This is a genomic window from Ciceribacter thiooxidans, from assembly GCF_014126615.1.
Lineage (GTDB): Bacteria > Pseudomonadota > Alphaproteobacteria > Rhizobiales > Rhizobiaceae > Allorhizobium > Allorhizobium thiooxidans.
Map to the genome: position 1 here is coordinate 1,307,187 of NZ_CP059896.1, position 19,651 is coordinate 1,326,837.

The window sequence follows — 19,651 nt, forward strand, 5'->3', positions numbered from 1 at the left end:
CCGCGGGCCGTTTACCCTGTTGCAGGAAAGATGAATCGGAAACCGTCCGGCTATTCCTTGCGGACGCCGGGAGCCGAAGTCAAGCGGGGAGCAAGATCGGTGACGAAGTCGCCGATGCCGGGACGTTTCAGAGCCCTGAACGGCAGGGGCCGGCAGAGATCCATGGCGGCGATGCCGATGCGGGCGGTCATCAGCCCGTTGATAACCCCTTCGCCGAGCCGTGCCGAGAGCCGCGAGGCCAGCCCGTGGCCGAGAATCTGCTGTGCGAGCCCGTCGCCGACGGCGATCGATCCGGTGACTGCAAGATGGGCGAGGACGTCCCTGAAGAGCCGCATCATGCCGAAGGCGCCGGGGCGGCCGCCATAGAGCTCGGCCATCGCGCGGATCAGGCGGACGACTTCGAAAAGGACATAGGCGAGGTCGACGACGGCCCGGGGGCTGACGGCGGTCACGACCGAAACACGCTTGGCGCTTCCGAGGATCAGCGCACGCGCCTTGAGATCGAGCGGGGCAAGCAGCTCGCGTTCGGCAAGCGCGATCAGGTGCGGTGCGTCGATGACGTCGTCGCGGGCCGCTTCCAGCGTCGCACGGCCACGCGCGGTCTCCGGGCGCCCGGAGACGAGCTTGACGAGACGGTCGACGATGGCGCGGGCGGCGCGCGGGCGGGTGCCAGCTGCGGCCGCTTCGGCCTCCGTCTTCAACGACTGGACGGCATCGAGCCGCCACACGCCGAGAATTTCGCGGCCGACCGCGACGGCAAGCGCTATCAGCCCGACAGCGAGGACGGCGAGAGCAGCGTAGCCGAGCCAGTCGGAACGGGTGAAGAGATCCCTCAGAAGACTGTCGATCCAGAGCCCGAGCGCCAGCGAGATCAGGATCGAAAAGGCGCCGAGTGCCAGCTTTGCGAAGGAGAAGCGTCGGGGGCGGTGCGTCGCGACCGGTGTGTCGGCTATTTCCGACAGGTCGTCTGTGGCGAGGAACGGATCGTCCGCTTCTGCGACCACCGCGACGTCGTGATCGAAGCTTCGGGGCGTTCGCGGTTGCGCTTGCGTCCGCGCCGGCTGTTCCGGCGGCTCGACCGCGAAGGCGGCGGGACGGCGCCCGTTGTCGGGCGTATGCGGCGGCGGTCTTTTGGTCATGCCAGTTTGTCCCCGAGCAGGAACTGCATGGCTCTGTCGAGCCGTATGTGCGGGACGGAGAGGGTGATGCCGCCCCCGGTCTCCTCGATGTGGGGCGGACGGAAGCGCACGATGTTGAGTTCCGGCAGGTACGCGCCGTGGCTCGCATCGTCCACGCTGCGGAAGAACCGTTCGGGATCGGCCGGCAGGTCGCCCGGGAAGATCGCTGTCTTGCGATTGCCGTCGAAGCGTTCCTTGCCGACGGTCTCGCCCGCCATCGGCGTGCCGACCACCACCGGCAGTTCGTCGCCGTTCTGTTTCACCGTCGCTTCACGGGTCGCACGGACCGAGGCGATCGCCATCACCTCGATGCCGGCGCCGGTCATACCGATGCGGGTCGTTGCCCGGTCGACGAGACGGCGGGTGATCGCTTCCAGGCGGTCGTGGCTCTCATGGTGCAGGTGGTCGGCCTTGGTCGCGGCGACGAGCACCCGGTCGATGCGCCGGCGCACCAGTGCCGTCAGGAAAGAGTTCGAACCCGCACGGAAACAGGCGAGCACGTCGGTCAGGGCGCGTTCGAGATCCTGTACCGCTTCCGGCCCGCGATTGATCGCCTGCAGGGCGTCGACCAGCACGATCTGCCGGTCCAGCCGCGCGAAATGTTCACGGAAGAAGGGTTTGACCACGACCGACTTGTAGGCTTCATAGCGGCGCTCCATCATCGCCCGGAGCGAACCCTTCGGCGCCCGGGTGTCCGGCAGAACCGGCAGCGGAGCAAAGGTCAGGGCAGGCGATCCGTCGAGGTCGCCCGGCATCAGGAAACGCCCTGGCGGCAGCGTCGAGAGTGAACGTTCGTCCGCCTTGCAGGCCCTGAGATAGGCGGTGAACCGTTCGGCGAGTTCGCGGGCGAGCGTCTCGTCTGCCGGCGCGTCGACGTCGACGGTCGCCGTCCGTTCCAGCCATTCGCGCGACAGTTCCGCGCGGATGCCGGTCCGCGCAAGCCCCACCGTGGCGGCGCTGAAGTCGCGGTAGTCCTGGGCGAGCAGAGGCAGGTCGAGGAGCCATTCGCCGGGATAGTCGACGATATCGACGGCAAGCCGTCCGGGAGAGAAGAGGCGGTTCCAGCCGCTTGCGCTCTCATAGGCGATCGTCAGGCGCAGTTCGGAGATCGCACGGGTGGAATCCGGCCAGATTCGGTCCTTCACGAGGGCGCGGATGTGATCCTCATACTGGAAGCGCGGCACCGCGTCGTCGGGTTGCGGCTCGAGCCTGGTCGCAGAGATGCGTCCCGACTGCAACGGTTCGAAAAGCGGCAGGCGTCCGCCATGCAGGAGATTGTGGATGAGCGACGAGATGAACACCGTCTTGCCGGCGCGGGCGAGCCCGGTCACGCCCAGGCGGATCGACGGGTTGACGAGGTTTGACGCCCGGTCTGTCAGATTGTCGAAGGCGATCGCTGCCTCGTCGGCGAAGGAGGTCATGGATGGCAAATCGAATATCCCTGCGGCAGCGTCCCGGTTTCGGCACCGCGTCCGAAAGACGGGCCGAGCGCAAATATAGGCACGCGGCAGGCGAGGTGAAAGGGAGGTGCGGCATATCCGCGGCCTTTCGCCGCCGGGCGGCGGAAAGAACCTCAGCCGCCCAGGAAGTCCATCAGGACCCACGGCCGGCTGCGGGACGCGGCGTTGGCCGCGCGGTCGAGGACGGCAAGGCCGGCGGTCGGGAAGCCTTCCGGCACCACGGTCTGGGCTGCCTCGCTGCCGGCGAGCAGGAACAGCACTTCCTCGATGGAGGGATTGTGCCCGACCACCATCACCGAGCCGTAATTCTTGAAGTTTGCAAGGATATCCAGATAGGTGTCGGCGGTGCAGTTGTAGAGTTCGTCGAGATACTGGAACTCGGTCCGTGTCGAATAGGCACCGCGGAAGGCGTCGGCCGTTTCACGGCAGCGCCGCGCCGTGGAACTCAAAATCAGATCCGGGCGGTAGCCGCGCTCGATCGCGCGCTCCGCTACGCTTGCCGCCTCCTCGCGACCGGCGTCGTTCAGAGCGCGGTCGAAGTCGCGCTCCCCCGGTTGCGCCCAACCGGATTTCGCGTGCCGCAGCAGGTAGATACGATTTTGGGAGGGCGTCACCGAGGTCATCCGTTCAGCTTTCTGCGACTGCGCGTCTCCTCTGACTAGCTTCACAGAGGGATGGCCGTCAACTGGCCTTCCGTAGTCCCCCCTCACGTAGGGGGAAGCGAAGCGGCGACTGGCGGCAAGCAGCTTGTTTATGGAAATAGTGCTTAAGAAATAGACATTTAGCTTAATTATATGACAGAATTAAAAATGGTTTAAAGCTGGTTGTAAGGCTTGAATGCGCTTTAGCGAAAGGATATACAGCCGCCCATTGAGATGTTCTTCAGGAGAATCGCGTTGAGTGAGAAGATCGATCTTAGCAATTATGTGCTCTCGGAAGACGATGAGTTCATGAACGCGAACCAACGGGCCTACTTCCGCGCAAAGCTCATAGCCTGGAAAAACGACATCCTTCGTGAAGCCCGTGAAACGCTCGACCATCTTGCCGAGGAAAGTGCCAACCATCCCGATCTCGCGGACCGCGCATCATCCGAAACGGATCGTGCCATTGAGCTTCGTGCCCGTGATCGTCAGCGCAAGCTGATCTCCAAGATTGACGCGGCATTGCAGCGTATCGAGGACGGCACCTACGGGTACTGCGAGGAGACCGGTGAGCCGATCGGGTTGAAGCGGCTGGATGCCCGGCCGATCGCCACGTTGTCGATCGAGGCGCAGGAGCGCCACGAGCGACGTGAAAAGGTCTACCGGGACGAATAACCGGATTTCAAAGCCCGCTCCCCGGAGCGGGCTTTTTTGTCGCGTCACCATTTCCTGCAGGTGCGGGCAGCGCGTTCTCGCCGCGCCACCAAGGTCAGCCGTCGCGGCTGGCCGACATCTCGCCGAAAATTCGGGCAATCTCCTTCTGCAGGCTCGGTTCTTCAGCTGTCTCGGCGGGGCGGTTGCCGGCGGCAGCCGGCTTCGGGGCACCGACGATCGGCGGCACGCCGACGGGGCGTTCGGGCCTGATGGCGGGGGCGGGCTGAATATCGGCATTCGGCGCCGGCGTCGATGCTGCAGTCGCAGCGAGATGGCGCTCCATCTCTTCTTCGAGAACCCGTTCGAAATCGCTCGGTATGCGCTGTTTCGGCGCCTCGTCCGCCTCGGGCTCTTCCATAGACGGCTGTGGCTCGGGCGCGCGTTCCGGTTCCGCGGCGGCACTCTCTGCCACTTCCGGCATGACACGGCCGCGGGCTGCTTCCAGAATGTCCGCCGCTTCCGCGGGAGCGAGGGAAAGATCCTCTTCCTGCTCCGGAGCGGCCGACGCGACGGCTTCAACCGGCTGGGCCGCGGCTGCGGCGGGCGGTTCGGCAGGCGTGACGGGTGTGGTCGCAGTCATGGGCGGACGGTTCGCGGGCGCCTCAGGCTGCTGCTCGACTGCGCCCGGGGCCGCCGCCATTTCCTGGACAGGCCGTTCGGGCGTCGTTACCGGCGCGGTCGTGATCGTGACATCGTCTTTGACGAGCATGGGACCCGGTGCAGGCTGGATCGGCGCGGGGCTCGGCGGGGCGGCGGGCGGCACAGCCTCTGCGGCCGGAACCGCCTGCACGGTCGGCGTCCTGCGCAGTGCCGGTTCGACCGCCGCGGCCGTCGTGACAGTGCGGACAGGCTCTGCGACTGATTTGAGCGGCGCCGGTGCCGCAGGTTGCTGTGTCGGCTCCCGACGAACGGGTGCGGCGACCGGCTCGGGGCGATTTGCCGGAAGCTCCGGTTCGCGACGGAGGGCGGTGATTGCTGCCGCCGGCTTGGAAATCACCACGGGTTCACGGTCGGCAGGCCGGTCTTCGTGGGGGAGCGGGACGGCCTGCGACGGCGATACGGGCGTCGCAGACAGGTAGGCGCGCTCGTCGCCGATACCGCTTTCGATGACGATATCGGTCGGTCCGCCAATCATGACGAGATGCTCGACATTGTCTCGGCGCACCAGCACCAGGCGGCGGCGTGCGTCGACGGCTGCGGCATCGAGGACCTGCAGGCGCGGCTGGCGGTTACGTCCCCCGCGCAGGAAGGGCGACGGCGCCCGCTTGCGCAGCAGCCAGAGCACGATGAAGAGGCACAGGAGCGCCAGGGTGACACCCAGTGCCGCGACCAGGAAACGATTGCCGTAAGCGGCGACGAGTTCTTCGATCATATCGGCCCTCCTTTTCCCGCTTTGTGACAGAAGACCGCCGGCAGTGCAATGCAACCGCCAGGCGGCACCCCTCCGATACGCGCTCCCGAACAATCCGACTGGCCGGATGTTCTGCGTCAAATACGGCTTTCCTGTGGGATTGCCTGTGTATGGCACTCCTCAAACTGTGGGGGCGGAGCTTTTTGCCGTCCCCGCAAGTTGCTAAACATGGCATACAGGTCCGATTCTGCCGGTCTTCTCCTGTCGGCGGGTCGTAGGGCGGTAACGACGAGGCGTTCATGACGAGATTGCAGCAGGCCGGCGACAGCGAGGCGCCCTTGGTGGACCGGGGCAGCCGGTCCGGTGCGGCCATACGCATCATCGTGCTGGCGGTCGTGCTGCTCGCCGCCGCCGTCGCCTTCGTGATCTTCAAGGGTCAGCTCGAGAACGAATTCGTCCTCGGCGTTCTCGGCGTGCTGGCGATGATGGGAATCTTCTTCCTCGTCTCGGCGATGATCGGGTTCGTCGCCGTCATGCCACAGTCGCAGTCCGATACGCTCGCCCGCAGCTTTCTGGCGAGCCAGCCGGAAGGCACGCTGGTCACCGACGACAACGGCCGCATCATCTTCGCCAACGCCGCCTATGGGCGGATTACCGGTGCAAGGAAGGCGACGGAGGTCCAGACGCTCGAAGCCTTGCTGTCACGCCATCGGGAATCGGGCGAGGCTCTCTACCGGCTGACGAACGGACTGCGCTCCGGCCGCGAGGGCTACGAGGAATTTCGGCTGCTGAAGCCGCTGGGCCCGGTGACGGGTAACGGCTCCGGCGCGCACTGGTACCGGCTGAAGGCCAGACTGCTGCCGCTCGAGGACAGCGCCAAGGTACTGCAGATCTGGCAGATCACCGACATTACTTCGGAGCGAGAGGACCAGGAGCGGTTCTTCAAGGAACTGCAGCACGCGATCGACTATCTCGATCACGCGCCGGCGGGTTTCTTCTCGGCCGGGCGAAAGGGCGAGATCTACTATCTCAACGCAACGCTCGCCGAATGGCTCGGCATCGATCTCACGCAGTTCTCGCCCGGCTCGCTCACCGTCGCCGAACTGGTCGCGGGCGAGGGGATGGCGCTCATCGAATCGGTGCAGGCCGCCCCCGGCGCCACCAAGACGGAGACATTCGACCTCGATCTGCGCTGCGCCAACGGCCAGAGCCTGCCGGTGCGGCTCATCCATCGCGTGCGTGCAGCCCGCGACGGCGCACCCGGCGAAAGCCGATCCATCGTGCTCGCGCGGCGGGACGACCACAGCGGCGACCAGTCGGCATCGATCGCTTCGATGCGCTTCACGCGTTTCTTCAACAACACGCCGATGGCGATCGCATCCGTCGATGGCGATGGTCGGATTCTGAGGACCAACGCGCCGTTCCTCAAGCTCTTCTCGGATCTCGTCGGCCGTGACGATGTCGATCGCGGCGCAAGTCTCGATGTGGTCTTCCACGAGAGCGAACGCGAGCGCTTTAGCCAGGCGCTCGCCGCTGCGAAGAACCGCCAGGTCGATATCGCGCCGATCGACAGCCGGCATCCGCAAAACGAGAACCGGCACTTCCGTTTCTACGTCAATGCGGTCATCGACCAGAGCGACGAGGCGCCGGAAGAGGCGGCGATCGTCTATGCCGTCGATGTGACGGACCAGAAGGCGCTCGAAACGCAGATGGCGCAGACGCAGAAGATGAATGCGGTCGGAACGCTCGCAGGCGGTATCGCCCACGACTTCAACAACGTGCTGACGGCGATCCTGCTTTCCTCCGACCATCTTCTGCTGCAGGCTCGGCCGTCCGATGCGAGCTTCGCCGATCTCATGGAGATCAAGCGCAACGCCAACCGCGCCGCAGTGCTGGTGCGGCAGCTGCTCGCCTTCTCGCGCAAGCAGACGATGCGTCCGTCGGTACTGAACCTCACCGACGTCATTGGCGACCTGCGCATGCTGGTCGATCGGCTGATTTCCGGCACGGCGGTGAAGCTGGAAGTGGATTATGGCCGCGACCTCTGGCCGGTGAAGACCGACCTTTCGCAGTTCGAGCAGGTGCTGATCAATCTCTGCGTCAACGCGCGCGATGCCATGCCGCAGGGTGGGAAGATCACCATCTCCACCCGCAACATCTCGGCAGAAGAGGCCGCCGGATTCCACTACCGGGAACTTCCGGCGGAGGAATTCGTGCTGGTCGAGGTGGCCGACACCGGAACCGGGATCGCGCCGGAGATCATGGAGAAGATCTTCGAGCCCTTCTTCACCACCAAGGAAGTGGGCAAGGGAACCGGCCTCGGTCTCGCGATGGTCTACGGGATCGTCAAGCAATCCGGCGGCTACATCTATCCCGAGTCGGAAGTCGGCAAGGGAACCGCCTTCCGCATCTTCCTGCCGCGGCACGTGGTTGAGGCCGTGCCTGCTCCTGCAGCGGGTGAGGCCGGAGCTTCGGACGCCGAAGTGCGTCCCGCGGCGGCCGCTTCCGAGCCTGCCGACCTCACCGGCAAGTCCGCCGTCGTGCTCCTCGTCGAGGACGAGGAGGCGGTGCGGCGTGGCGGCAAGCGCATGCTGGAAACGCGCGGATACACGGTGCACGAGGCCGGCTCGGGCGTGGAGGCGCTCGACATCATGGACGAACTCGACGGCGCCGTGGATATCGTCGTTTCCGACGTCGTTATGCCGGAGATGGACGGACCGACGCTGCTTCGGGAACTGCGCAAGAAATATCCGGACCTGAAGTTCATCTTCGTCTCCGGCTATGCGGAGGACGCGTTCGCCCGCAACCTGCCGGCCGACGCCAAGTTCGGCTTCCTGCCGAAGCCGTTCTCGCTGAAGCAGCTCGCCGTCGCCGTTCGCGAGATGCTCGACGGGGACAACTGATCCGGCACCGGGCCGCAACCGGCCCGGCACGCCGAGGGGACCGCCCGGCGGCGGTCCGATAGCCGAGGTGTTCAGGTATTACTGCGACAGTGATACTTACGTTACGGAATAGAGGTTACGTAGCGTAATGCCGTTTCCCGCGACGCTCAGTCGTTCATCGCGACGGCGATTTCCGCGGCAAGGCGGGCATTGTTCTCGACCAGCGCGATATTGGTCTTCAGGCTGCGGCCGGCCGTCAGGTGGAAGATATTGTCGAGCAGGAACGGCGTGACGGCCTTGCCGGTCACCTCTTCGCGCTCGGCATTGGCGAGTGCGCGGCCGATATAGATCTCCATCTCTTCGCGCGGGATCTCATGTTCCTCCGCCACGGGATTGGCGATCAGGATACCGCCCTCGATGCCGAGTTGTTCGCGCATCCGCTGGAAATTGGCGATGGCCGCCGGACTGGAGAGCGAGAGCGGGCTGCGCAGCCCGGAATTGCGCGACCAGAAAGCCGGGAATTCCTCGCTGTCGTAGGTGACGACCGGAACGCCGCGGGTTTCCAGGAATTCGAGCGTCTTCGGGATATCGAGGATCGCCTTCGGGCCGGCCGAAACGACGATCACCGGTGTACGCGCGAGTTCCTCGAGGTCGGCGGAGATGTCGAGGCTTTCCTCGGCGCCGCGGTGAACGCCGCCGATGCCGCCGGTGGCGAAGACCGAGATGCCGGCGCGGCTTGCAGCGATCATGGTTGCTGCGACGGTGGTTGCGCCGCTGCGGCGTTCGGCGAGCGCAAAGGCGATATCGGCGCGCGAGAGCTTCATGACGCCGGTCATCTGCGCAAGGGCCGCAATCTGGGCGTCTTCAAGGCCGATGTGCAGGATGCCGTCGATGACGGCGATCGTCGCCGGTACGGCGCCCTGTTCGCGAATGATGGCTTCGACGCTGCGCGCCATCTCCAGATTGCCGGGGAAGGGCATGCCATGGGTGATGATCGTCGATTCCAGCGCCACGATCGGCGCACCGCGAACCTTGGCGGCGGCAACTTCCTTCGAATAGACGATCGGCAGCAGGGGCGAAATGGCTTTGGTCATGGGAGCTTCCGGGTTTCGAGACTGCAGGTCATGACAGGATTTCTGCGTCCGGCACAAGGGGCATATACGAATTGGCGAGATCGCGGGAGAGGTTTTCCGCGGTCGCATGGGGCGAGCGCAGCGTGATGGCTGCAAGTGCTGCTCCGTGTCGCAGAGCTTCGCCGAGCCCCAGGCCTTCAATGCGTGCGGAGATGACGCCGGACGCGAAGGCATCGCCGGCGCCGGTGACGTCGACCACGGTTTCGAGCCGCGGCGGCGACAAGCTCGCTGTTCCTGTCTCGTCGAATGCGACGACGGTCCCGGCGCCGCAAGTGACGACGCCGCCCTTGAGGCCCTTTACCCGCAGAAGCGCGGGCCAGCCGGCGGGATCATCGGGGCGGGCGCCGGTGAGAGCCTCGGCCTCCGCCGCGTTCATGAACAGCATCTCGAGACCGGCAAGGCTGGGCAGGAGACGCACGACCTTGGCCGGGGAGATCGCGATTGCGAAGACCGGCAGGCCGCGGGTCCCCGCTTCGGCGGCGAGCGCCGTCAGCGTCTCCGCCGGCAGATTGGCATCGCAGAGGACGTGTCGCGCCTCTGCAAGCGCGGCACGGAAGGAGAGGGTGCGGGTGCGGCGCGGTCCGAAGAGGTCGTAGAGCTCCATGTCGGCGAGGGCGATGACGAGGTTGCCGTCCGCTTCAAGGATCGCCGTGTAGCTCGGCGTGGCGCGATCGAGGAAGACGATCGGGCAATCGTCGATGCCGACGCGGAGGGCTTCGGCCGAGACGGCCATGCCGGCCGCGTCACCTCCGCGCGGCGCGATCAGCCTGACCTCGTGGCCGAGCCGGGTGAGATTGCGGGCGGCATTGAAGCCGCCGCCGCCCGGCTCCTCGAACCATCGGCCAGGATTGCTCGCGCCCATCGCGGTCGCGCCGGCGATCCGGCCACGACGGTCGATATGGGCGCCGCCGATGACGAGAAGGGAACCGCTCATGCGCTCTTCCCGCAACATTGCGGGCGTGACGAATCGCAAGCCGCCGCTAGTGTGGCGAAAGCGCGGCGCAGCGATCCTGCTTTCACCCGGCCCACAGCGCGAAACATAATGTGAACGTGTCGCGAAGTCGCAAGTCTATTCAGCAGGTTGAACAGGGGTTGCCAGATGAGAACAAAACGTGTACGCATGGACCGTCGGCTGCTTCATTGCCTATGCGGCTTCAATAACCTAAAGGTGGATCGAATGGCACAAAATTCTTTGCGGCTCGTAGAGGACAAATCGGTGGACAAAAGCAAGGCACTTGAAGCGGCACTTTCGCAGATCGAGCGGAATTTCGGCAAAGGGTCGATCATGAAGCTCGGCACGAACGAGAGCGTGGTCGAGATCGATACGGTTTCCACCGGGTCGCTGAGCCTCGATATCGCACTCGGGATCGGTGGTCTGCCGAAGGGACGCATCGTCGAGATTTACGGTCCTGAAAGCTCGGGCAAGACGACGCTCGCACTGCAGACGATCGCCGAATCGCAGAAGAAGGGCGGCATTTGCGCCTTCGTCGACGCCGAGCACGCGCTCGATCCGGTCTATGCCCGCAAGCTCGGGGTCGATCTGCAGAACCTCCTGATCTCGCAGCCGGACACCGGCGAACAGGCGCTCGAAATCACCGACACGCTGGTGCGCTCCGGCGCGATCGACGTGCTCGTGGTCGACTCGGTCGCAGCACTCACGCCGCGCGCCGAAATCGAGGGCGAGATGGGCGACAGCCTGCCGGGCATGCAGGCCCGCCTGATGAGCCAGGCGCTGCGCAAGCTCACGGCCTCGATCTCGCGTTCGAACTGCATGGTCATCTTCATCAACCAGATCCGCATGAAGATCGGCGTGATGTTCGGCTCCCCGGAAACGACGACCGGCGGCAATGCGCTCAAGTTCTATGCCTCCGTTCGCCTCGACATCCGCCGCATCGGCGCCGTCAAGGAGCGCGAGGAGGTCGTCGGCAACCAGACCCGCGTGAAGGTCGTCAAGAACAAGATGGCACCGCCCTTCAAGCAGGTCGAATTCGACATCATGTACGGCGAGGGCGTCTCCAAGACCGGCGAGCTCGTCGACCTCGGCGTGAAGGCCGGGATCGTCGAGAAATCCGGTGCCTGGTTCTCCTATAACAGCCAGCGGCTCGGTCAGGGACGCGAGAACGCCAAGGCTTTCCTGCGGGACAATCCGGAGCTCGCCCAGGAGATCGAGATGGCGCTGCGCCAGAACGCCGGGCTGATCGCCGATCGCTTCCTGCAGAACGGCGGTCCGGACGCCGGCGACGGCGATGGCTCCGCGGACATGTGATCCGCAATCATTTCGATGACCGACAGAGCGCCGGTCCGATATCGGAAGATGTCGGGCCGGTTTTTTTCCGTGCGGCTGGACAGTGCCGGTCACGGACGATAAAAGCCTTTGGTTTTTAGGCTTTGGCCGGCATCCGGCAGCAATGAAGGGCGTGACATGAGCGGCGTAAATGACATCCGGTCGACTTTTCTCGATTACTTCAAGGCGAATGGCCATGAAGCCGTGTCATCGAGCCCGCTCGTGCCGCAGAACGACCCCACCCTGATGTTCACCAATGCCGGCATGGTGCAGTTCAAGAACGTCTTCACGGGCCTGGAGCAGCGTCCCTACAAGACGGCGGCGACCGCGCAAAAGTGCGTGCGCGCCGGCGGCAAGCACAACGACCTCGACAATGTCGGCTATACCGCGCGTCACCACACCTTCTTCGAGATGCTCGGCAACTTCTCCTTCGGCGACTACTTCAAGGAGCGGGCGATCGAGCTTGCCTGGAACCTGATCACCAAGGAGTTCGGCCTCGCGAAGGACCGTCTCTGCGTCACCGTCTATCATACCGACGATGAGGCCTTCGACCTGTGGAAGAAGATCGCCGGCCTTGCCGATGAGAAGATCATCCGCATCCCGACCAGCGACAACTTCTGGGCCATGGGCGATACCGGCCCCTGCGGTCCCTGTTCTGAAATCTTCTACGACCACGGCGACCACATCTGGGGCGGCCCGCCCGGTTCGCCGGAGGAGGATGGCGACCGCTTCATCGAGATCTGGAACCTCGTCTTCATGCAGTACGAGCAGATCACCAAAGAGGAGCGCGTCGACCTGCCGCGTCCGTCGATCGACACAGGCATGGGGCTCGAGCGCGTTGCGGCCGTCCTGCAGGGCCAGCACGACAACTACGACATCGATCTATTTCGGGCGCTGATCGAGGCTTCGGTGGAGCTGACCGGGGTTAAGGCCGAGGGTGAGCGTCGTGCCAGCCACCGCGTCATCGCCGACCATCTCCGTTCGTCCGCCTTCCTGATCGCAGACGGGGTGCTGCCCTCGAACGAGGGTCGCGGCTACGTGCTCCGCCGCATCATGCGCCGCGCGATGCGCCATGCGGAGCTTCTCGGTGCCCGCGAACCGGTCATCTACAAGCTCCTGCCGGTGCTGGTGCAGCAGATGGGTCGCGCCTATCCGGAACTCGGGCGCGCCGAAGCGCTCATCTCCGAGACGTTGAAGCTCGAGGAAACCCGTTTCCGCAAGACGCTGGAGCGCGGTCTGAGCCTGCTGTCGGAGGCGACGGCCGATCTTTCGAAGGGCGACAGCCTCGACGGCGAGACGGCCTTCAAGCTCTACGACACCTACGGCTTCCCGCTCGACCTCACGCAGGATGCGCTGCGCAACCGCGGCATCGGCGTCGACCTCACCGGCTTCAACGATGCCATGCAGCGCCAGAAGGCCGAAGCTCGCGCCCATTGGGCTGGCTCCGGCGACAAGGCGACCGAGGCGGTATGGTTCGAGCTCAAGGAGAAGTTCGGCGCGACTGAATTCCTCGGTTATTCCTCCGAAAGCGCGGAGGCCGAGGTGCAGGCGATCGTCAAGGACGGCGCGGTCGTCGACAGCGCCTCCAAGGGCGACACCGTGCAGGTGGTCGTCAACCAGACACCGTTCTACGGCGAATCGGGTGGCCAGGTCGGCGACACCGGCGTGATCGCCGGCGACAATGTCAAACTCGCGGTTTCCGAGACGCAGAAGAAGGGCGAGGGCCTCTTCGTCCACACGGCGACGGTAACCGAAGGCAGCCTGCGTGCGGGCGACGCCGTGGTGATGACCGTCGATCATGCCCGTCGCTCGCGGCTGCGCGCAAACCACTCGGCGACCCACCTCATCCACGAGGCACTGCGTGAGATTCTCGGCACCCATGTCGCCCAGAAGGGGTCGCTGGTCGCGCCTGAACGCCTGCGTTTCGACGTCTCTCATCCGAAGCCGATGTCGGCGGAGGAGCTGAAGGTCGTCGAGGCGATGGCGAACGAGATCGTCACGCAGAACACGCCGGTGACCACGCGCCTGATGAGCGTCGACGATGCCATCGCCGAGGGAGCGATGGCGCTGTTCGGTGAAAAGTACGGCGACGAGGTTCGCGTCGTGTCGATGGGGACCGCCGTCCGCGGCCCAAAGACCGGCAAGCCCTATTCGGTCGAGCTTTGCGGCGGTACGCATGTTTCCGCCACCGGCGACATCGGCCTCGTGCGCATCCTTTCGGAAAGTGCCGTCGGTGCCGGCGTGCGCCGTATCGAGGCGGTGACCGGCGAAGCGGCGCGCGCCTATCTCTCCGAGCAGGACGAACGGGTGAAGCAGGTCGCGACGGCGCTCAAGGTGCAGCCTGCGGAAGTGGTCACGCGCGTTGAGCAGCTCGTCGAGGAACGCCGCAAGCTGGAACGCGAACTGGCCGAGACCAAGCGCAAGCTTGCCATGGGCGGCGGCGGCCAGGCGGCTGCCGACGAGGGAGCCCGCGAGGTCGGCGGCGTGAAATTCCTCGGCCGCGTGCTGAAGGGTGTTGAAGCCAAGGATCTGAAGGGCCTCGTCGACGAGAGCAAGGCGGGCCTCGGTTCCGGCGTCGTGACGCTGATCGCCGTCTCCGAAGATGGCAAGGCGAGTGTCGTCGTCGGCGTCACCGATGACCTCACCGGCCGCTACAGCGCGGTCGAACTCGTGCGCCTCGCCTCGGCTGCCGTCGGCGGCAAGGGCGGCGGCGGCCGGGCGGACATGGCGCAGGCCGGTGGTCCCGACGGCGAGAAGGCGGATGCGGCGATCGCGGCCGTCGAAAAGGCGCTCGCCGCCTAGGGCGGCGGCGCGGCGGGTCTATCGGGCGGCATTTTCAAAATCTTCATGCTTGCCGCTTAAGGCGGTCGTGACGATTTGAGGATGCCGTGGCCAGTCTTTTTCACGTTCCGACATTGATGGCCTGCCTGCTCGCGATCTGGGCGGTCTTCGCCATTCTTCTGACGATGGCGTGGCAGCAGGAGCGGCATCGCCCGGAGCTGGCGATCTGGAGCGTCGGCTTCTGGCTGGGTGCCTTCGGCGCCCTGCTCCTGTCGATGCGGACGATCCTGCCTGAGGGGCTCACGATCGGGCTCGGAAACGGCCTGCTCATCCTGGCGACCGGGCTCGCCTGGCTCGGATTCCGCGCCTTCGACGGCCTGTCGTTGAAATTCTGGGTGCCAGTCGTTCCGACCGCCATCTGGATCGCGGCATTTCTTTTCTGGCCTGGTTTTCAAGTCGATGTGAATGCCCGGATCGCACTGGTCTCCGTGCTGATCGTCGTCCTCAGCCTGATGTTCGTTCGCAGCATGTGGCAGGGCGAGGCGATCGAGCCGCTGCCGTCGCGCAAGCTGGTGCTTGGCACGATGGCCATTCACGCCACGATCAACGCCGTGCGTCTGCCGCTGGTCATCATGGCGCCGGTGGTGGAGCAGGGTGGCGTCGCCCTTTCCGTATGGCACGGTGCGTTCACGTTCGAGATCGTCGTCAACACACTCTTCTGCGGCATGGCGCTCTTTTCGCTCGGTCGCGAGCGAGTCACGGCCGAATACAAGCGCGCGTCCCAGATCGACGCCCTGACCGAAATCTTCAACCGGCGCGCCTTCAGCGAACATGTCGAAGCCTACCGCAGCCGTGGCGTCGAAGGCGCGATAGCGCTTCTCGACCTCGACCACTTCAAGCGGATCAACGACACCCATGGTCACGGCGCCGGCGACACGGTGCTCTGCGCCTTCGTCGCCATGGTTCGGGACATCTTGCCCGCGGACATCATCTTCGGCCGGTTGGGCGGTGAGGAGTTCGCTCTTTACCTGCCGGGCCGCGAGCCCGGCGAGGCTTATGCCGTCTGCGATCGGGTCCGGCGCGCGGTCGAGAACCTTCCGGTCGATTGGAACGGACATCGCCTCCGTCTGACCGTGAGTATCGGTCTCTGCGGCGATGTGCCGGCGAGTGTCGATCTCGGCACGGTCCTCGGTTTCTCCGACAGGGCCCTTTATGCGGCCAAGCGCAACGGCCGCAACCAGATCGCCTTCGCAGACGGCGCAGAAGGCCTTGGTCCGTTCCTCTCGGGCTCCGTGCCCGAGACTGCACTCCACCAGCAACACGCGCCCTGAACGATCCGCGGATCAGGCGCCCTGCATTTCCCGGGTTGCTGCCTCGTCGAGTGCTGCGGCGCGTGCGGCGGCAGGGCGGTTGATGACACGCGCCAGATAGCCCTCGAAGGCGGGCCGCTTCTCGATCGATCCGGTGTGCAGACCCCAGCCGATATGCGATCCGACATAGACATCGGCCGCCGTGAAGCGGTCGCCGGTGACGTAGGCCGTCTGCGATACGGCATATTCGAGCGTGTCCATGACGTCTTCGTAGGATCCGTAGCCGATCATGCGTTGCCTGTCGGCGGGAACCTCGAAGCCGAGCGCGCGGTTGGAGGTCGCCGCCTCCAGCGGGCCGGCGGCGAAGAACAGCCAGCGATAGTAGCTGCCGCGCTCGGTCGTCGGCGGGGCGAGCCCCGCTTCCGGGAAGGCGTCGGCGAGATAGGCGCAGATCGCGGCACATTCGGTGACGACCGTCTCGCCGTGGCGGATCGAGGGCACCTTGCCCATCGGGTTGACGGCCCGGTATTCGGACGACTTCATCGGTGCGCCGAAGGGCACGATCTCGGTCCGGTAGGGCTGTCCGGTCTCCTCCAGCATCCAGCGGACGATCCGTCCGCGCGACATCGGATTGGTGTAGAAGGTCAGTTCCGTCATGCGCAATCCTCCTTCATGCTGCCATTTGTAGTTTCGCGTGGACGGAAGTTGAACGCTGCAACGCAGGCGGACGCAACAAAAAACCCGGCGCGAGGCCGGGTTTTCGTCATTCTCGGTTGCCGATGGCTCAGGCGGCCATCGCCTTCTGCAGGTTCTCATCGACCTTGTCGAGGAAGGCGGTCGTGGAGAGCCACGGCTGGTCGGGGCCGATCAGCAGTGCCAGGTCCTTGGTCATGAAGCCGCTCTCGACGGTGTCGACGCAGACCTTTTCGAGCGTCGTCGCGAAACGGGCGAGCTCGGCGTTGTCGTCGAGCTTGGCGCGGTGTGCGAGGCCGCGGGTCCAGGCGAAGATCGAGGCGATCGAGTTCGTCGAGGTTTCCTGGCCCTTCTGGTGCTGGCGGTAGTGGCGGGTCACCGTACCGTGGGCTGCTTCGGCTTCCACCGTCTTGCCGTCGGGGGTGAGCAGCACCGAGGTCATCAGGCCGAGCGAGCCGAAGCCTTGAGCGACCGTATCGGACTGCACGTCGCCGTCGTAGTTCTTGCAGGCCCAGACGTAGCCGCCGGACCACTTCAGAGCCGATGCGACCATGTCGTCGATCAGGCGGTGCTCGTAGATGATGCCGGCTTCATCGAACTGCGCCTTGAACTCGCTCTCGTAGACTTCCTGGAAGATGTCCTTGAAGCGGCCGTCATAAGCCTTGAGAATGGTGTTCTTGGTCGACAGATAGACGGGCCACTTGCGCATCAGGCCGTACATCATAGAAGCGCGGGCGAAATCGCGGATCGACTCGTCGAGGTTGTACATGGCCATCGCGACGCCGGCGCCGGGCGCCTGATAGACTTCCTTCTCGATCACCTGGCCGTCTTCGCCGACGAACTTGATGGTCAGCGTGCCCTTGCTGGGGAACTTGAAGTCGGTCGCCTTGTACTGGTCGCCGAAGGCGTGACGGCCAACGACGATCGGCTTGGTCCAGCCGGGGACGAGGCGCGGCACGTTCTTGCAGATGATCGGCTCGCGGAAGATGACGCCGCCCAGAATGTTGCGGATCGTGCCGTTCGGGCTCTTCCACATTTCCTTGAGGCCGAATTCCTTCACGCGGGCTTCGTCCGGGGTGATCGTGGCGCATTTGATGCCGACGCCGTGCTTCTTGATGGCGTTGGCGGCGTCGACGGTCACCTGGTCGTTGGTGGCGTCGCGGTTTTCGACGGAGAGGTCGTAGTATTCGATCTGGAGATCGAGGTAGGGCAGGATCAGCTTTTCTTTGATGAACTGCCAGATGATACGGGTCATCTCGTCGCCGTCGAGATCGACGACCGGGTTTGCAACCTTGATCTTCTTCATGAATGCCTCTTGAGCGCTGCGGATCGAAATCCTGAGGGTGGTTAAAGCGAAAATCCGGAGCGCTATAGCATTGCGCGCTCGTCAGGCAAAGGCGCGGGCCTGCAAATGTGAGGGTTTTTATCACCAAAGTTGGACGGACATATCCCGCAATTTGGACCACTCCGCCGATTGCCGTTTATCGCCCCCGAGATAGAGTGCGCGGACCTTTCATTTCGCCGGAACACCTTCGATGAAAATGCCGAGATTGTCTTTCCTGCTTGCCTTGCTGGCGGCGCCCGCTATTGCGTTCGCAGCCGATGCCACCGCGCCCGTCAAGAGCATCATGGACGTTGCCGCAGGCAACTGGTCGGAAACCAGTCCGACTGCAAACGACGTCTTCGACAACCAGCGTCTCGACCAGCTCTTCAGCGCCGATTTTGCGAGAACCTATCGCGAGGCGTCGAAGCACCCTGCTTACGATCTGCCGGAAGGCGAGACGACCGGCAGCCCGTTCGACTATGACCCCATCGCCGGCGGTCAGGATGGCTGCGCCTTCGAGAACATCCGCATCGAGGATGACGGCGACGGTCAGGTGACGGCGCTTTTTAACAACCGCAAGTGTCTCGGCGACGATCCGGCTTACCAGGAGGACACGGTCCTGATCTTCCATGTGGTCGAGGAGCAGGGGCGGGCGGTCATCGACGACATGTACCGCGTCGAGGACGGGCAGTCGGGCAAGTCCCTGAAGGACGAGCTCAGGGATATTGCCGGCCAGTGACGGTCGGTCAGGGAGACATGGAAATGAAGAAGATTGTCGTTGCCACATGCATGTCGTTGCTCGCCGGCGGGGCGCTCGCTGCCGACGCCAACGAGGCGGTCAAGGTGCTGATGGATATGGCGGCCAGCAACGCCGCCGTCGAACCCGGTTCGAACGCGGTCTATGCCGACTATTTCGCGCCGGGCATGCTGCTCGGGTATTTCAGCGACGGCTTCGTCCGCGATTTCACCACCGCGCTACTCAAGCAGAAGGAAGGGCACAGTCAGCTCATGATCGACTGGGATCCGGTGCTCGGCGGCCAGGACGGCTGTGTGCCGAAGGACGTCACCTATGGAAAGCCGGTGACGAAGGGCGCTGTGACCGAGGTGCTCGTCAGTTTCAAGCGCAGCTGGTGCTATGACGGCGATGCTGAGACCAAGGAAGAGGTCACCCAGGTGACCTATCGGCTGGTCGAGGAGGGCGATGAGGTTGGCGAGAATCACTTCGTGATCGATGATATCCATTTCGTGAATGACGTGCCGCTGCGCATCTCGCTCCACGAGTTGGCGAAGTGAGGAAGGCCGTCGTCTTTTCTATGGCGCTCCTCGTCGCGAGCGCCGGCACCGCCTTGGCAAACGAACCGCAGGACCCAGTCGCGGCCCTGATGGCCGTCGTCGACGGCATCGAGGGCAACAGCGAGGCGAGCGACTATTTCGACGAGGTGCTGCTGACGTCGATCTACAGCGCCAGCTTCGCAGAGGTCTATCGCATGGCAGCGCTGGGCGACCAGTTGCTTGATCTGCAAGGGGAGATGACCGGCCAGGACGAAGTTATCGTCAGCCAGGACCCTTGCGAGATGAAGGAACTCAAGATCGTTCCCCGACCAGCGAAGGACAAGGTCACGCCGGTCGACGTCTATTTCGACGTTTCCTCCTGCTGGGGGCACGATCCGCACCTCGACAAGCCTTCGTTGACGGCACATGTGATCTCCGAGAATGGCCGCTACGTCATCGACAATTTCTGGAACAGCGACTACGACGGCGGCCGGCTTGAGACCTCCGTCAAGGCGAAATTCGCGGCGCTTGCCAAGCGGTATGTCGAGGACATGCTGACGAGCCGCTTCTCTGCCGAGTAGCTGCCGTCTTTGCCTCAGCCCGATTTTATGCCAAGGGAAACGCCGAA

At 64.5% G+C, this 19,651-nt stretch carries 16 protein-coding genes; 8 read left to right on the plus strand and 8 right to left on the minus strand.

What is annotated here, in order from left to right:
- Positions 1-50: 50 nt before the first annotated feature.
- The 3 genes from H4I97_RS06105 to H4I97_RS06115 all read right to left on the minus strand — a co-directional run bounded on the left by H4I97_RS06105 (position 51) and on the right by H4I97_RS06115 (position 3,261).
- Complete coding sequence (locus H4I97_RS06105) at positions 51-1,139, minus strand: YcjF family protein (RefSeq protein WP_182307022.1); 1,089 nt, start codon at positions 1,137-1,139, stop codon at positions 51-53.
- Entirely contained in the window at positions 1,136-2,599 is a 1,464-nt protein-coding gene (locus H4I97_RS06110; RefSeq protein ID WP_182307558.1) for a YcjX family GTP-binding protein, read from the minus strand. Before H4I97_RS06110 ends, H4I97_RS06105 begins: the two co-directional genes overlap by 4 nt.
- Before the next feature lie 152 nt (positions 2,600-2,751).
- Positions 2,752-3,261 (minus strand): SixA phosphatase family protein, encoded by a 510-nt coding sequence (locus tag H4I97_RS06115; RefSeq protein WP_182307023.1) that lies wholly within the window; start codon positions 3,259-3,261, stop codon positions 2,752-2,754.
- 273 nt (positions 3,262-3,534) lie between these two features.
- On the opposite strand from H4I97_RS06115, the gene dksA reads away from it, so the two are divergent.
- A complete protein-coding gene (gene dksA, locus H4I97_RS06120) occupies positions 3,535-3,954 on the plus strand; it encodes an RNA polymerase-binding protein DksA (RefSeq protein ID WP_112685083.1) in 420 nt (139 codons plus the stop codon).
- Between the two features lie 94 nt (positions 3,955-4,048).
- Here the strand turns inward: dksA and H4I97_RS06125 are convergent, their stop codons facing one another.
- Entirely contained in the window at positions 4,049-5,365 is a 1,317-nt protein-coding gene (locus H4I97_RS06125; protein WP_182307024.1) for a flagellar biosynthetic protein FliO, read from the minus strand.
- 278 nt (positions 5,366-5,643) lie between these two features.
- Here H4I97_RS06125 and cckA point away from each other — a divergent pair, with 278 nt between their 5' ends.
- Positions 5,644-8,247: a cell cycle histidine kinase CckA gene (gene cckA / locus H4I97_RS06130; RefSeq protein ID WP_182307025.1), complete on the plus strand. Its 2,604-nt coding sequence runs from the start codon at positions 5,644-5,646 to the stop codon at positions 8,245-8,247.
- A gap of 146 nt (positions 8,248-8,393) precedes the next feature.
- On the opposite strand, the gene H4I97_RS06135 is transcribed toward cckA, so the two are convergent.
- Positions 8,394-9,320, minus strand: coding sequence for a pseudouridine-5'-phosphate glycosidase (locus H4I97_RS06135; protein WP_182307026.1), 927 nt, complete (start codon positions 9,318-9,320; stop codon positions 8,394-8,396).
- Positions 9,321-9,348: 28 nt separating this feature from the next.
- Positions 9,349-10,293 carry a carbohydrate kinase family protein gene (locus H4I97_RS06140; RefSeq protein ID WP_182307027.1) on the minus strand — a complete coding sequence of 315 codons (945 nt, stop codon included), beginning with the start codon at positions 10,291-10,293 and terminating at the stop codon, positions 9,349-9,351.
- A 243-nt stretch (positions 10,294-10,536) separates the two neighbouring features.
- Here H4I97_RS06140 and recA point away from each other — a divergent pair, with 243 nt between their 5' ends.
- The 3 genes from recA (at position 10,537) to H4I97_RS06155 (ending at position 15,755) form a co-directional block, all read left to right on the plus strand.
- The gene (gene recA, locus H4I97_RS06145; protein WP_182307028.1) at positions 10,537-11,625 is read left to right on the plus strand and encodes a recombinase RecA; all 1,089 of its coding nucleotides are present in this window, start codon (positions 10,537-10,539) and stop codon (positions 11,623-11,625) included.
- Positions 11,626-11,781: 156 nt separating this feature from the next.
- Positions 11,782-14,445, plus strand: coding sequence for an alanine--tRNA ligase (gene alaS / locus H4I97_RS06150; protein WP_182307029.1), 2,664 nt, complete (start codon positions 11,782-11,784; stop codon positions 14,443-14,445).
- An 86-nt stretch (positions 14,446-14,531) separates the two neighbouring features.
- Positions 14,532-15,755 (plus strand): GGDEF domain-containing protein, encoded by a 1,224-nt coding sequence (locus H4I97_RS06155; protein ID WP_182307030.1) that lies wholly within the window; start codon positions 14,532-14,534, stop codon positions 15,753-15,755.
- Between the two features lie 12 nt (positions 15,756-15,767).
- Here the strand turns inward: H4I97_RS06155 and H4I97_RS06160 are convergent, their stop codons facing one another.
- Together H4I97_RS06160 and H4I97_RS06165 are read right to left on the minus strand one after the other, a co-directional pair.
- A complete protein-coding gene (locus tag H4I97_RS06160; RefSeq protein WP_182307031.1) occupies positions 15,768-16,391 on the minus strand; it encodes a glutathione S-transferase family protein in 624 nt (207 codons plus the stop codon).
- A 127-nt stretch (positions 16,392-16,518) separates the two neighbouring features.
- The gene (locus H4I97_RS06165) at positions 16,519-17,733 is read right to left on the minus strand and encodes an NADP-dependent isocitrate dehydrogenase (protein ID WP_182307032.1); all 1,215 of its coding nucleotides are present in this window, start codon (positions 17,731-17,733) and stop codon (positions 16,519-16,521) included.
- A gap of 229 nt (positions 17,734-17,962) precedes the next feature.
- Here H4I97_RS06165 and H4I97_RS06170 point away from each other — a divergent pair, with 229 nt between their 5' ends.
- The 3 genes from H4I97_RS06170 to H4I97_RS06180 are packed head-to-tail and all read left to right on the plus strand — an operon-like array spanning position 17,963 to position 19,604.
- Positions 17,963-18,490 (plus strand): hypothetical protein, encoded by a 528-nt coding sequence (locus tag H4I97_RS06170; protein ID WP_182307033.1) that lies wholly within the window; start codon positions 17,963-17,965, stop codon positions 18,488-18,490.
- A 23-nt stretch (positions 18,491-18,513) separates the two neighbouring features.
- Positions 18,514-19,044: a hypothetical protein gene (locus H4I97_RS06175; protein WP_182307034.1), complete on the plus strand. Its 531-nt coding sequence runs from the start codon at positions 18,514-18,516 to the stop codon at positions 19,042-19,044.
- Positions 19,041-19,604 (plus strand): hypothetical protein, encoded by a 564-nt coding sequence (locus H4I97_RS06180; protein WP_182307035.1) that lies wholly within the window; start codon positions 19,041-19,043, stop codon positions 19,602-19,604. The genes H4I97_RS06175 and H4I97_RS06180 overlap by 4 nt, the downstream gene beginning before the upstream one ends.
- The last annotated feature ends 47 nt before the right edge of the window (positions 19,605-19,651 follow it).